Here is a 13,299-nt window from a genome sequence, read left to right on the forward strand (position 1 = left end):
GCATCCCGCGCCGCCCGATCAGCGACCGATCACAGCGCCCGCAGCCGCGGCAGCACGCTGCCCAGCAGCTCGAGGTGCTCGACGTCGCGGATGTCCATCAGCTGGAAGTAGACGCGCTGCGCGCCCAGCCCGCGGAGCCGATCGACTTTGGCCACGATCTCGTCGGGCAGACCGGCGATCACATCGTCGGCGCGCACGGCCGCCGGATTGCGTCCGATCGTCTCGGCCCGGCGCGACAGCTCGGCCTCGGTGTCGCCGAGGATCGTCGGCAGCGCGACCGACAGCTTCAGCGTCGCCGGATCCCGCCCCGCCTCCGCGCAGGCGGCGCGCACGCCGGCGAACTTCTCCGCGATGACGTCCTCGGGCTGGAACCCGATGTTGAACTCGGTCGCGAATCGCGCCGCGATCGCCGGGGTGCGGCGCACCCCGCCGCCGCCCACGATGATCGGCACCTGCTCCTGCACGGGCTTGGGCAGGGCGGGGGCATCGGCCAGCGTGTAGCGCCGGCCGGTGAACGAGAACGTCTCGCCCACCGGGGTGCTCCACAGGCCGGTGATCACCGACAGCTTGCTCCTCCAGCATCCCGAACCTCTTCGCCGGGAACGGGATGCCGTAGGCCCGGTGCTCCGCCTCGAACCAGCCGGTGCCCAGCCCCAGCTCCACCCGGCCGCCGCTCATCGCGTCCACCTGCGCGGCCTGGATCGCGAGGATCGACGGCGCGCGGTGCGTGGCCGACGAGACCAGCGTGCCCAGCCGCACGCGGGACGTGTCGCGGGCGAGGCCGGCCAGGGTGGTCCAGGCGTCCGTGGGGCCGGGCAGCGGCTGCCCGCTCCCATCCGCATGTAGTGGTCGCTGCGGAAGTACCCGTCGAAGCCGAGCTGCTCGGCGGTCTGGGCGAACACGCGCTGTTCGTCGTAGCTGAACCCCTGCTGCGGTTCGGTGAAGACGCAGAATTCCATTCAGTCCTCCGATTTCAGGATGAACGCCTCGGTCGGCGGCGCCGGGTCGTCCCCGGGACGGTAGACGTCCGGCTCCAGGTAGATCACGCGCGCCGCCGGGACCGCGGCGCGGATGCGGCGCTCGACCGCGTCGATGTCGCCGGCGACCGCGGCCAGCGGCTTGTCGCGGGGGAAGCCGAGCTTGGCGGCGACCATGAGCTCGTCCGGACCCAGATAGAGCGTCTTGATGTGGATCAGCTTCTGCACCTCGGGCCCGTCCTGCACCGCCCGCACGATGGCGTCGAGGTCGCGTCGCCCCGCGCCCTCGCCCACGAGCAGGCTCTTGGTCTCGATCCCCAGGGTGATGGCGACCAGGATCAGCAGCGTGCCGATCATGAGGGTGCCGACCGCGTCGAAGACCGGATTGTGCGTGAGAGTGGACAGCCCGACCCCCAGCAGCGCGAACATGAGGCCGGTGAGGGCCGCGACATCCTCCAGCAGCACCACCGGCAGCTCGGGCGCCTTGGCGTGCCGGATGAACGCGAACCACGACTCGCCCTGGGCCCGGTGCGGCCGCGACTCCCGCACCGCGGTGCGCAGCGAGAACGATTCGAGGCAGATCGCGATCACCAGGACCAGCAGCGGCACCCAGACGTTGTCGAGCTCGTGCGGGTGCGTGAGCTTGTCGACGCCCTCGTAGATGGAGAACAGGCCGCCGACCGAGAACAGGATGATCGCCACGACGAACGCGTAGACGTAGCGCTCGCGGCCGTAGCCGAATGGATGCTCCCGGTCGGCGGATCGCTTGGCCTGGCGCCCGCCCCACAGCAGGAGAAGCTGGTTCCCGCTGTCGGCGACCGAGTGGATCGCCTCGGCCAGCATGGAGGCCGACCCCGAGAAGAACCAGGCCACGAACTTCGCTAGGGCGATGCCCAGGTTCGCCAGGAACGCCGCGATGATCGCGGTCCCGCCGCCGGATGCACTCATGCGCTCGAGTCTAGGGAACCGCCCGGTCCAGCGGAGGGACGCGCGATCCGGGGTGGGGATGCCGCCGCCGGCGTCAGTCCTCGGACTTGAGGATGATCGTCTCGGTCGGCGGGGACGGGTCGTGCTGCGGCTTGATGTACCCGATCGTCTGCAGCGAGCGCGCGGCGGAACACGCCGGGGCGCTCCAGGTGCGGTGCGTGGCCGACTCCTTCGATCTCCAGTTCGACCGCCTGGCCGCCGGCGGCACGGTAGGCCTCCAGCACGTCCCGCGTCTGGCTGACCATCGGCTTGCGGCGGGGCGACCTCCTCGCCCGGCCACCCGGGGACCAGCTCGGCCTTGCCCAGCTGGTTCAGGTCGAAGTACGACGCATCCGACACGATCGCATCCGCCGTGCCGTGCACCCACAGGATCGGCGGCTTGGGGCGCAGGTCGACGATGCCCGAGACGTCGAAGTAGCGCGGCGCCATCGTGTTCAGCACGCCGATCGCGCCGGCGGCGAACCCCGGCCAGTTCTGGCTGGGCACACCGTCGCCCGGATAGTTCCCGGTGGCGGTCGAGGTGGTCAGCATCGAGTCGACCCACACATCCTCGTGCGCGGTCACGTAGTCGGCCGACACGTACGAGGACCGGAAGACGCTCGCGCGGCGAGGTCGGGGCATCCGCCGACTCGTCATGGTCGATCAGCCGCTGCACGAAGTCGGGGTTCGCGCCGCCGCCGCCGCACCCGGCGTCATCGTCGGTCAGACGCGTGCCGTCGCGGCGGGTGCCGCCGAACCCGTACGGCGAGACCGGCGCCTGCAGCGTGAGGCCTGCGCACCGGGTGATCCAGCGCGTACTGCATGATCACGCCGCCGCCCATCGACCAGCCCACCAGGTGCACCGCGTCCAGCTCGAGCGCCTGCAGCACCGCGTCCAGGTCGTCCGCGAAGTCACGCACTCCCCGGGTGGCGTCGACCGGCAGGCTCTCGGTGCCGCCGAAGCCGCGCAGGTCCACCGCGATCGGGCGGATGTCGCCGGGAAGATCCTCCATGATCTCCTGCCAGAACAGGGCCGACGACACGTTCCCGTGCACGAACACGACCGTGCGCTCGCTGGGCGTGCCCCGGTCGTCGGCAGTCCGCTCGAGGATGTTCACCCCCAGCCGTGGGGTCTCGACGATACGTGCGGCGATGCCGTCGAACACGGTCATGGATCGGCCTCCTCATCGCTCCTGAGTCGACTATAACCGCGCCCGGCCGCCGTAGGATGAGCCGCATGCTCCCTCCCCTCGCGATCCTCGGCGCCGGTTCGATGGGCGGCGCGATCCTGCACGGTCTGGTCGAGTCCGAGCGCGCCTCATCGATCACCGTCACCAACCGCACGGCCGCCAAGGCGGCCACCCTGCGCACCCTGCCGGGGTGCGCAGCGTCGCGCTCGAGGACGAGCCGGCCGGCAACACGGATGCCGCGGCCGCCGCGGACGTCGTGCTGGTCGGCGTCAAGCCGGCCATGGTCCCGGACCTGCTGCGCGAGATCGCCCCGGTGCTGCGGCCCGGCACGATCGTGGTCAGCATCGCGGCCGGGGTCACGATCGGCACGTTCACCGGGATCCTCGGCGACGACGTCCCGGTCATCCGGTCGATGCCGAACACCCCGTCGCTGGTGCGCCAGGGGGTGACCGGGCTGGCCGCCGGCCCCGGGGTGAGCACCGAGGACATCGCCGTGGTCAGCGAGCTCTTCTCCACGGTCGGCACGGTCATCCAGGTCGACGAGGAGCAGATCGACGCGCTGTCCACCATCTCCGGCTCGGGACCGGCCTACGTGTTCCTGCTGATCGAACAGCTCACCGCCGCTGCCGTCGGCAAGGGGTTCGACCTCGCGCAGGCACGGCTCATGGCCGAGCAGACGTTCATCGGCGCGGCTGCGCTGCTGGCGGCATCCGATGTGGACCCGGCCGAGCTCCGCCGGCGCGTGACCAGCCCCAAGGGCACCACCGAGCGCGCGATCGCCGTGCTGCAGGACGCGCACCTGGACGCCGTGTTCGCCACGGCGACGGATGCCGCGCTGGCGCGCGCGAAGGAGCTGGCCGCCGGCGGCTGAGCTATCGCTCCAGCGAGGCGAAGCGCTCGATGTCGGAGTTGGTCCCGGACACGATGATCAGGTCGTGGTTGGTGACGACGGTGTCGGCCTCGGCGTAGCGGAACGGCCGGCCGGGGCTCTTCACGCCGACCACGGTGACGTTGAACTTCGTGCGCACCCCGGACTGGTTCAGGCCGATGCCGCGGATGAACTTGGGCGGGTACATCTTGGCGAGCACGAAGTCGTCGTCGAAGCGGATGAAATCCAGCATCCGCCCGCTGACCAGGTGCGCGACGCGCTCGCCGGCCTCGCGCTCCGGGTAGACGACGTGGTTCGCCCCGACCCGGGCGAGGATCTTGCCGTGCGAGTGCGACACCGCCTTGGCCCAGATCTGCGGGATCTTCAGGTCGACGAGGTTCGCGGTGATCAGCACCGACGACTCGATCGACGAGCCGGTCGCCACGACCGCGACCTGGAAGTCCTGGGCGCCGATCTGCGTGAGCGCGTCGATGTTGCGGGCGTCGGCCTGCACCGCGTGCGTGACCCGCTCGGACCACTTCTGCACGAGCTCGAGGTTCGCGTCGATCGCCAGGACGTCGCGGTCCAGCCGGTCCAGCTCGCCGGCGCATGCCGCGCCGAACCGTCCCAGCCCGATCACCAGGACGGGCGCGTCGCCTCGGATCTGCTCAACCAACGATCGGCCTTTCCACCGGCAGCGCGTACAGCTGCGAACGGGATGTCGCGGCGACCGCCGCCGCGAGAGTCACTGTACCAACGCGGCCCATCAGCATCGTGGCCGCCATCACGTACTTGGCCAGGTCGGGCATGCCCTCGGTCAGCCCGGACGACAGGCCGACGGTGGCGAACGCCGAGATCACATCGAACAGCACATCGACCACCGGCGCCTGGGTGATCTGGGCGATCGTGACGGTCGAGACCGAGACCAGGGTGGCCCCCCACGCCACGACCGACAGCGCCACCCGCTGCACGTCGCTGGGGATGCGGCGGCCGAACGCCTGCACGCTGGGGCGTCCCTTCGCCTCGCTCCACACGGCCAGGGCGAGCACGGCCAGCGTGGTCACCTTGATGCCGCCGGCGGTGGACGCCGAGCCGCCGCCCACGAACATCAGCATCGATCCGACGATCAGCGACGAGCCGTGCAGGCTGCCGATGTCGATCGTGGAGAACCCGCCGGATCGGGTCATCGCCGACAGGAAGAACGATTGATACAGCGTGTCCCACGCGTCGCGGTCGCCGAACGTCTTCGGATTGTCGAACTCGAGCGCCAGGAACACGGCGGCGCCGATCACGAACAGCAGCACCGTGGTGATGATCGTCAGCTTCGCGTGCAGTGACCACTGTCGCACGTGCCAGCGCTGGCGGGCCAGCGTGTAGATGACGGGGAAGCCGATCGAGCCGAGGAACACCCCGGCCATCATCACGGTGAGGAAGAAGTAGTCGTGCTGGAACGGCTCCAGCCCCCCGGGGTTGGGGGCGAAGCCGGTGTTCGTGAACGACATCGCCGCGTAGTACGGCGCCTCCCACAGCGCCCGCAGCGGGTCGACGCCGCCGATCACCAGCGACGGGTACATCAACACGGCGAGCCCGGCCTCGATGATCAGGGTGGACACCGCGATCGTGGCCAGCAGCGGACCGACTTCGCCCAGCCGCACCGTCTGCCCCTCGTTCACGGGGCCGCCGTGGGCGCGCAGCGGGTTGGTGTCGCTCGCGGCCATGAGCTTGGCCCGCAGGCCCAGCCGCTTCGAGATCACCAGCCCCAGGATCGAGGCCAGGGTCAGCACGCCCAGGGCGCCGACATTGACGCCGATGTAGATGATGACCCGTCCGAACGCCGACCAGTGCGTGGCCATGTCGACCGTGGACAGCCCGGTCACGCAGACTGTCGAGATCGCCGTGAACACCGCGTCCACGAACGGAGTGCGGACCCCGTCCGCGGCGGCGGCCGGCAGCGACAGGAGCGCGGTGAACAGCGCGATCAGGATGATGTACACCCCCACGGCGAACCGGGCGGGGGATGCGGTGGTGAACTCGCGGAACCAGTCCCAGGCCGCCGGCGGCCAGGTGCGCAGCGCGTGCGCCAGCGCGGACGGTCGCGCGGCGTCATCGGGACGTGGCATCACCCGTGTCATGGTACTCAGCCGGGCACCCGGCTAACCTAAGGACATGGCGGACATCTTCGACGTGATCGCGGACGGCACCCGTCGCGAGATCCTGCGACTGCTTCTGGATCGGTCCACCGCCGGATCGGACGGCACCAGCGTGTCGCAGATCGTGTCCGAACTCGGGGTCAGCCAGCCGACCGTCTCCAAGCACCTGAAGGTGCTGCGCGAGGCCGGACTGGTCGCCGTGCGCGAGGAGGGCCAGCACCGGTTCTATCGGCTCGAAGCCGCTCCGCTGGACGAGGTGGACGAGTGGATCCTGCCGTTCCTGGACGAGCCGGCGCCGATCGTGGCCCTGCCCGAGCCGGCCGTCCATGCCGCCGAGGTCGTCGGCCGGACCGCGGCATCCGCCAAGCACGTTCTGGAGACGGCGCTGAAGAAGTTCCCCGGTCGCTGAGCCGCGCCGTGCCGCTGGACCCTGTTGTGAACGAGCCCGCCGTGCTGCTGCTGTGCGACTATTCGCTGCGCTACCTCGGCGGCGCCCAGACGGCGTTCGTGCGGCAGGCGCGCAGCCTCGCCGCGCAGGGCTGGTCGGTGGTGGTGGTCGCCCCGGACGCCGACGTTCTGTCCGGGGTCGAGAACATCACCGCGGTGGCCCCGGTCGTGCGGTGGACGATGCCGGGTCTGGGGCTGCCGATCCTGGGCCCGCCCGAGCAGCTTGCGGGTGCGGGTGGAGGAGCTGATCGTGCAGCACGGGGTGCGGGGGATCGTCGTGCACTCCGAGTTCACCCTCGCCGCCGTGGCCCTCGCGGCCGGCGCTGCCCGCGGCATCCCGGTCCTGCACACCGTGCACACCTTCTTCTGGCGCTCCTCGCGCCTGCTCGGCCCGCTCGCGCCCGGCGTGCGCTGGTTCCACCGCCGGCTGACGCACCTGCCTTCCACGCCGCGCAGCACCGGCAGCACCGCGATCAACAACGCGCTGCGCGGCATGACGCTGCGGGTCGCGGTGCGTGCCGACGTCGTGCTGTCGCCCTCGGAGCACCAGGCCGAGGCGCTGCGCCGGGCGGGGGCGCGCTCGGCCCGCGCCTTCTCGAACGTGTCCGAGCCGCTCGAGCCGTCCGCCCCGCCGCCGGACGAGCCGCTCACCCTCGTGTGGGCCGCCCGGTTCGCGCCGGAGAAGCGGCTGGATGTCGCCCTGGACGCCGTCCGGATCGCCGGCGAGACGCTCGGTCCGGGGCGGGTGCTGCTGCACGTGGCCGGGGGAGCGCACCGCCCGCAAGCCGATGTCGTCTTCCACGGACGGGTGCCCGGCGACGAGGTCGCGCGGCTGGTCGCGGGCGCCCACGCCGTGCTGATCACCTCGCTCGGGTTCGACAACCAGCCGATGATCGCGCTGGAGGCGTTCACCCGCGGACGCCCGGTGGTGGTCACCGACCCGGTGCTGCGCGACGAGTTCGGCGCCGCGGCGCTCGGCACCGACACACCGGATGCCGCGGGCCTGGCGGCCGTGCTGGTGCGCGCCGTCCGCGACCGTGACCTGCTGCGCGCGGCGGGTCAGGCGGCGCTCACCTACGCGCAGGAACGGCAGCCGGATCGGCATGCGGCGGCGCTTGCGGATGATCGACGAGGCGGCGCGGACGGCGTGAGGACGCGGCGGCAGCCCGCGAACCGCGTGCCGTGCCATCCCGGCGGAGTACACAGCATCCGCCTCAGGAGTCCCATGGGTTTACACAACTCGCTCTGACACCATAGAGTGTGCTCAGCACTCTGGGGGACGACCGAGCTGGGGAAAGGTAGAGGACATGGCCGAGTTGCCTGATGTGCGATTTCTGACGGTCGCCGAGGTCGCCGAACTGATGCGCGTCTCGAAGATGACCGTGTACCGACTGGTGCATGCGGGGGACCTGCCGGCGGTACGCTTCGGCCGCAGCTATCGGGTGCCGGAATCGGCCGTCGTCGAGGCCATGCATCGTCCCATCGCGGATGTCGGCTAAACTGACCTGAGGCATTTTTCCAACTGCCCGTTTCCGGACGCGGATCTCCTGCGTCCAGACCCCTTGACTGAGCGAGGTTTTCCGTGGGTTCTGTCATCAAGAAGCGCCGCAAGCGCATGGCGAAGAAGAAGCATCGCAAGCTGCTTCGCAAGACTCGCCACCAGCGCCGCAACAAGAAGTAGCGGCACCGACACCGAGCGCCTGTCCACTGGACGGGCGCTTCGTGTACCCCGGAGGACAAGACAGATGAAGTCCATCACCGTGCGGCAAGCTGCGCGAGAGCGCCGGCGTGCCCCTGGTCGACGTGCGCGAGCCCGACGAGTACGCGGCCGGCCACGTGCCGGGCGCGATGAACCTGCCGATGTCGACGCTGGGCGATCACCTGGACGCACTGCCCGACGAGCCGTTCCACGTGATCTGCCAGGTCGGCGGGCGTTCGGCGCGCGTCGCGCAGGCGCTGGAGGCGCGCGGATACGACGTGACCAACGTCGACGGCGGCACCGGCGAGTGGATCGCCGGCGGGTTCGAGATCGAGCGCTGACGTCGCGATCGGGCAGCTCGCATCCCGCCCCACTTCAGGATGAGATCGTGACCACGCTGACCCTGATCGCCAAGCCCGACTGCCACCTGTGCGATGTCGCCCACGGCGTAGTCGAGCAGGTGCTCGCCGAGCTGCCGGAGCGCGTCGCCGACCGTGTCGAGGTGGTCGAGGAGTCCATCGCCGACGACGCCGCGCTGTATGCGCAGTGGTGGGAGAAGATCCCCGTGGTGCTCATCGACGGACAGCTGCATGCGCACTGGCGGGTCGCGCCCGACCGGCTGCACTCTGCTCTCTTGGATGCTGCTCTCTGGATGCTGCTCTCTCGGATGCTGCCGGCACTGCGGGCGCGGATGCGGGTGGCGACGTCGAGGGGCTCGCCTCGTGACGCTGCGTCACGTCGTCGCCTGGAAGCTGGCGGCGACGGATGCCGCGGCCCGCGCCGCGCAGGCGGCCGAGATCGCCGACCGGCTCACCGCGCTGGTCGGGGTGGTGCCCACGATCGGGTCGCTGTCGGCCGGCGCCAACGTGGTCGACGGCAACTGGGACGTCGCCCTGGTCGCAGACTTCGCCGATGCCGCCGCGCTCAAGGCCTACGCCGTGCACCCCGAGCACCAGAAGGTCGTCGCGTACGTGCGCAACGTCATCGCCGACCGGGTCGCCGTCGACTTCGAGCTCTGACGCGTCGAGCTCTGAGGCATCGGGTTCCGGCGCGCAGGGAATCCGACCTTGCGCGGCTGCGGCTAGCCGCCGATCTCGACGATGGCGGCGCCGGCTGCGTTGGTCCGCACCGACTCGATGCCGTTCAGCGCGCTCGACTTGGAGTTGTAGCCCTGGCTGGTGGCGATCACCTGGCCGTTCGACGCCTTCAGATTGAAGCGCCAGTCGCCGCCCTTGTCGGTCCACAGTTCGAACTTGCCGGCCACGATGGCCTCCTTCGGCTCACGCGGGCCGATCCCGCGGTTGAGATCACGGTAGCGGTCTCGGGCCGCGGGCGATAGAGGCGATCGGCCGCCTACGGCGCGAGACGGGTGGGACCGCGGAACAGGAACGTCACCTCGCGGATGGACGCCTCGCCCAGCAGCAGCATCAGCACCCGGGCCAGACCCATGCCGAACCCGCCGTGCGGCGGCATGCCGTAGCGGAAGAAGTCCAGATAATGCGCGAGCCCGTCCAGCTTCAGCCCCTTGGCCAGCGCCTGCTGCTCGAGCACCTCGATCCGGTGCTCGCGCTGGGCGCCGGTGGTGATCTCCACGCCGTTGAACAGCAGGTCGTAGCTCTTGGTGAGCCCGGTGGCCGGATCGACCATGTGATAGAACGGTCGGATCTCGGGGTGGTAGTCGGTGATGAACACGAACTGGTGCCCGTACGTCTCCTGTACATGCGCGGAGATCTGGCGCTCGCCCTCGGGGTCGAGATCGCCGTCCGTGCGGGGGATCTCATAGCCGCGCGCCTTCACGATCTCGTGCGCCTCGACCAGCGGGATCCGCGGGAACGGCAGCGTCGGCACGGTGACCTCGACGCCGAACAGCTCGGCGATCTCTTGCCCGTGCTTGTCCTTCACCGCCTGGATCGCGGCGGCCAGCAGCTCCTCCTGCATGGCCGCGACATCCTCGTGCGAGTCGATCCAGCTGATCTCGGCATCCACGCTCGTGAACTCGGTCGCGTGGCGGCTGGTGAAGCTCGGGTCGGCGCGGAACACGTCGCCGATCTCGAAGATCTTGCCGAAGCCCGCGGCCTGCGCCATCTGCTTGTAGTGCTGCGGGCTCTGCGCCAGGTAGGCGGTCTTGTCCTCGAAGTACGGGAGCGCGAACAGCTCGGCATTCGACTCGGACGGGCTCGACATGAGCTTCGGGGTGTGCAGCTCGACGTAGTCGCGGTCGACCCAGTACTGCCGCATCGCGTGCTCGAGCGTCGTCGACACCCGGAAGATGAGGTTGTTGCGACGCTGGCGCAGGTCGAGGAAGCGCCAGTCCATGCGCTTGTCCATGCTGCTGTCGGCCGCGATCGGCGTCTCGGGCAGGGCGGCCGCGGCGATCTGGAGCGCGCCGATCTTGATCTCGATGCCGCCGAGCTTGACCCGCTCGTCGTGCTTGAGCTGCCCGGTCACGGTCAGGAACGTGCCGTGGGCGAGGTTCGAGATGGCGTCGGTGAGGGCCAGGGCCGCGGCATCCTGTTCCGCCTCGGGGTCGGGACGGGTGGCCGGGTTCACCAGCTGAACGGCACCGGTCTCATCGCGGAGGATGATGAACTGCACCTTCTTCTGATCGCGGACGGTCTCGACCCATCCGGAGACGACGACGGGGCCGTCGGGACGGGCGGCCAGCTGGTTCACGAGGATGCGTTCGGTCACGAGGGACCAGTCTACGGGGGATGCCGCAGGGCCGCCGCGGGCCCGCCGCCCCGTCACCCGTGGCGCTGGGCGATGTTCAGCACGCCGCCCGGTGCCCGGACGAAGAAGCGCCGCACGCCCCACGGCTCGGTCACGAGCGGGTGCACGATGTCGCACCCGGCCGCGCGCATCCGGGCGTAGCTCGCATCGACGTCGTCCACCTTGATTGTGGCGATCGGATCCTCCGGTGCCGTCGCATCGCGGGTGAGCACCTGCAGAGCGGCCCCGGTCTCAGGGTCGATGAAGCGCGTCACCCAGTCCAGCCCCATCGGCTGTTCGGTCATGCCGAGTGTGTGGACGTAGAACCTGCGGGCCTCGTCGAGGTCGTCCACCTGCAGGTCGGCCATGATCTCGGTGACGGTCATGATTCCTCCGTGTCGTTGTGCCGTTGTGTCGTTGTGTCGTTGTGTCGTTGTGTCGTTGCGCTCTCGGGCGCTCGTGCTTCTCCTCGACGATACGCGCGGCCGCGGCATCCCTCACCCGTCGCCGCCGCGCGGCCGCTTCGGGTCCATGACTGGTCAAAAACGGTCGCTATTCGTTCAGGAATTCCGGCCACTTCTGACGAGTCACGATGCTGCGCGGGTCGTCGGACCTGCTGCCGTGCGTGGAGAGGCCGCGTCTAGGATTGGCCGGTGACCTTCGATGACGCAGCGATCCTGGCCGAGCTCGACGATCTGCGCCGGGCCGACGCCCCCACCCATGGCGGTCGGGTGCTGTCGTATGTGTACGACTCGGGGATGCCGGAGCTGGACGAGCTGGCCGCGCAGGCCTCGCGGCGGATGCAGTCGGTGAACGGACTGGACCCCACCACCTTCACGTCGGTCGCGGCGCTCGAGCGCGAGGTCGTCGCGTTCGCCCGCGACATCCTCGGGGGCGATGAGGGTGTCGTCGGCTCGGTCACGTCCGGCGGCACTGAATCATGCCTGCTCGCGGTGCGGACCGCGCGGGACCTGTGGCGCGCCGCCGGCGGCATCGGCACCCCGCGCATCGTCGCCCCGGTCACCGCGCACGCCGCGTTCCGCAAAGCCGCGGAGCTGTTCGAGCTGGCCTTCGACCCTGTGCCCGTCTCGCCCGAGACCGGCACGGTCGAGCCGTCCGCGATCATCGAGCGGCTCGGGCCCGACGTCGCCCTGGTGGTGGTCTCGGCGCCGTCCTACCCGTTCGCCGCGATGGATCCGATCGCCCCGGTCGCGGCCGCGTGCGCGGCATCCGGCATCTCGTGCCACGTCGACGCGTGCATCGGCGGGTGGATCCTGCCGTTCTGGCCGGATGCCGCGGCCCGGCCGGGCTGGGATCTGCGCGTGCCCGGGGTCACGAGCCTGTCGGCCGACCTGCACAAGTACGGCTACGCGCCCAAGGGCGTGAGCGTGCCGCTGCACCGCGGCCGGGACCGGCACCGCGCCCAGTACTTCGCGACCACCGACTGGCCCGGGTACCCGGTGGTGAACCCGACGCTGCTCGGCTCGAAGTCGGCGGGAGCGCTGGCGGCGGCCTGGGCGATCATCCGGGCGCTGGGCGTCGAGGGATTCGCCCAGCTGGCCGGGCGGGCGGCCCGGGCGACCGCGGCGCTCCAGGCCGCAGTCGCCGGGATCGAGGGCTGCGGGTGGTCGGAACCCCGGCCGGCCCGCTGTTCGCGGTGGCGGCCGACGAGTCGGTGCCGCCGGAGCGCCGCGTCGACCCGCACCACTGGGCCGATCAGGCGCGCGTTGCCGGGTGGGTGCTCGCGAGCAACCCGGACTCGTGCAGGCCGACGGCATCCGTCTTCCGCATACGACGCATCTGACCGTGACGCCGGTGACCGAGTCGGGGCTGCCCGAGCTGGTGCCGGCGCTCGTCGCCGCCGCGGATGCCGTGCGCGGCATCCCGTCGGTCGATCCCGCCGGCGTGCTCGCGGCGATGCCGGGAGGCATGCCCGAGCGGCTTGATTCCGACGCGGCGGCCGCGCTGCTGACGGCGATCGGGCTCGGATCCGGGGGAGCCCTACCCGAGCGCATGGCGCCGTTCATGGCCCTGATCGAGGCGCTGCCGCATCCGGTGACCGAGCGCCTGCTCACCGAGCTGCTCGCCCGCACCATCGCCCCCTGACGCCGAGGTTGTCCTCGGTCCGCCGAGGTTGTGCTCGGTCCGCCGAGGTTGTGGTTTGTGCGCCGAGGTTGTGCTCGGTCCGCCGAGGTTGTCACTGGGGACGGAGGACAATCTCGCGGGACGGAGGACAACCTCGCGGGACGGAGGACAATCTCGCGGGACGGAGGACAACCTCGGCGGGGAGGCG

The 13,299-nt window shown here is 70.5% G+C and carries 15 protein-coding genes and 3 pseudogenes; 10 read left to right on the forward strand and 8 right to left on the reverse strand.

Annotated features, from left to right (window positions below; translation table 11 throughout):
- Positions 1-29 precede the first annotated feature (29 nt).
- From L2X98_RS14000 to L2X98_RS22415, 3 genes and pseudogenes are all read right to left on the reverse strand, one after another.
- A pseudogene (locus L2X98_RS14000) lies at positions 30-959 on the reverse strand (LLM class F420-dependent oxidoreductase).
- The gene (locus L2X98_RS14005; RefSeq protein WP_259611326.1) at positions 960-1,925 is read right to left on the reverse strand and encodes a cation diffusion facilitator family transporter; all 966 of its coding nucleotides are present in this window, start codon (positions 1,923-1,925) and stop codon (positions 960-962) included.
- A gap of 731 nt (positions 1,926-2,656) precedes the next feature.
- Positions 2,657-3,115: an alpha/beta fold hydrolase gene (locus L2X98_RS22415; protein ID WP_435526205.1), complete on the reverse strand. Its 459-nt coding sequence runs from the start codon at positions 3,113-3,115 to the stop codon at positions 2,657-2,659.
- Positions 3,116-3,171: 56 nt separating this feature from the next.
- Here L2X98_RS22415 and proC point away from each other — a divergent pair.
- Positions 3,172-4,004: pseudogene (gene proC, locus L2X98_RS14015) on the forward strand (pyrroline-5-carboxylate reductase).
- A 1-nt stretch (position 4,005) separates the two neighbouring features.
- Here the strand turns inward: proC and L2X98_RS14020 are convergent.
- Positions 4,006-4,677 carry a potassium channel family protein gene (locus L2X98_RS14020; RefSeq protein ID WP_259611327.1) on the reverse strand — a complete coding sequence of 224 codons (672 nt, stop codon included), beginning with the start codon at positions 4,675-4,677 and terminating at the stop codon, positions 4,006-4,008.
- Positions 4,670-6,121: a TrkH family potassium uptake protein gene (locus L2X98_RS14025; protein WP_274637201.1), complete on the reverse strand. Its 1,452-nt coding sequence runs from the start codon at positions 6,119-6,121 to the stop codon at positions 4,670-4,672. Before L2X98_RS14025 ends, L2X98_RS14020 begins: the two co-directional genes overlap by 8 nt.
- Positions 6,122-6,167: 46 nt before the next feature.
- Between L2X98_RS14025 and L2X98_RS14030 the strand changes: the two genes are divergently transcribed.
- The 7 genes and pseudogenes from L2X98_RS14030 (at position 6,168) to L2X98_RS14060 (ending at position 9,316) form a co-directional block, all read left to right on the forward strand.
- Positions 6,168-6,560 carry an ArsR/SmtB family transcription factor gene (locus tag L2X98_RS14030; RefSeq protein ID WP_259611329.1) on the forward strand — a complete coding sequence of 131 codons (393 nt, stop codon included), beginning with the start codon at positions 6,168-6,170 and terminating at the stop codon, positions 6,558-6,560.
- 60 nt (positions 6,561-6,620) lie between these two features.
- Positions 6,621-7,847, forward strand: a complete 1,227-nt coding sequence (locus L2X98_RS14035; RefSeq protein WP_354003065.1) for a glycosyltransferase family 4 protein — start codon at positions 6,621-6,623, stop codon at positions 7,845-7,847.
- A 58-nt stretch (positions 7,848-7,905) separates the two neighbouring features.
- Positions 7,906-8,097 (forward strand): helix-turn-helix domain-containing protein, encoded by a 192-nt coding sequence (locus tag L2X98_RS14040; RefSeq protein WP_259611331.1) that lies wholly within the window; start codon positions 7,906-7,908, stop codon positions 8,095-8,097.
- A gap of 83 nt (positions 8,098-8,180) precedes the next feature.
- Entirely contained in the window at positions 8,181-8,279 is a 99-nt protein-coding gene (locus L2X98_RS14045; RefSeq protein WP_003792170.1) for a 30S ribosomal protein bS22, read from the forward strand.
- Positions 8,280-8,386: 107 nt separating this feature from the next.
- The gene (locus L2X98_RS14050; protein ID WP_354002803.1) at positions 8,387-8,638 is read left to right on the forward strand and encodes a rhodanese-like domain-containing protein; all 252 of its coding nucleotides are present in this window, start codon (positions 8,387-8,389) and stop codon (positions 8,636-8,638) included.
- Between the two features lie 47 nt (positions 8,639-8,685).
- Positions 8,686-8,937: pseudogene (locus L2X98_RS14055) on the forward strand (glutaredoxin family protein); the annotation flags it as partial.
- Between the two features lie 82 nt (positions 8,938-9,019).
- Positions 9,020-9,316, forward strand: a complete 297-nt coding sequence (locus L2X98_RS14060) for a Dabb family protein (protein ID WP_259611332.1) — start codon at positions 9,020-9,022, stop codon at positions 9,314-9,316.
- Between the two features lie 62 nt (positions 9,317-9,378).
- Here L2X98_RS14060 and L2X98_RS14065 read toward each other — a convergent pair whose 3' ends face one another.
- The 3 genes from L2X98_RS14065 to L2X98_RS14075 form a co-directional block, all read right to left on the reverse strand.
- The gene (locus L2X98_RS14065; protein WP_259611333.1) at positions 9,379-9,561 is read right to left on the reverse strand and encodes a YegP family protein; all 183 of its coding nucleotides are present in this window, start codon (positions 9,559-9,561) and stop codon (positions 9,379-9,381) included.
- 89 nt (positions 9,562-9,650) lie between these two features.
- Positions 9,651-10,988 carry an aspartate--tRNA(Asn) ligase gene (gene aspS, locus L2X98_RS14070; protein WP_259611334.1) on the reverse strand — a complete coding sequence of 446 codons (1,338 nt, stop codon included), beginning with the start codon at positions 10,986-10,988 and terminating at the stop codon, positions 9,651-9,653.
- Positions 10,989-11,041: 53 nt separating this feature from the next.
- Positions 11,042-11,392, reverse strand: a complete 351-nt coding sequence (locus tag L2X98_RS14075; RefSeq protein ID WP_259611335.1) for a VOC family protein — start codon at positions 11,390-11,392, stop codon at positions 11,042-11,044.
- A 267-nt stretch (positions 11,393-11,659) separates the two neighbouring features.
- On the opposite strand from L2X98_RS14075, the gene L2X98_RS14080 reads away from it, so the two are divergent.
- Positions 11,660-12,952, forward strand: a complete 1,293-nt coding sequence (locus tag L2X98_RS14080; RefSeq protein ID WP_259611336.1) for a pyridoxal phosphate-dependent decarboxylase family protein — start codon at positions 11,660-11,662, stop codon at positions 12,950-12,952.
- Positions 12,936-13,112 carry a hypothetical protein gene (locus L2X98_RS14085; RefSeq protein ID WP_259611337.1) on the forward strand — a complete coding sequence of 59 codons (177 nt, stop codon included), beginning with the start codon at positions 12,936-12,938 and terminating at the stop codon, positions 13,110-13,112. Before L2X98_RS14080 ends, L2X98_RS14085 begins: the two co-directional genes overlap by 17 nt.
- The last annotated feature ends 187 nt before the right edge of the window (positions 13,113-13,299 follow it).

This window comes from Microbacterium elymi (assembly GCF_021582895.2).
Taxonomy (GTDB): Bacteria; Actinomycetota; Actinomycetes; order Actinomycetales; family Microbacteriaceae; genus Microbacterium; species Microbacterium humicola.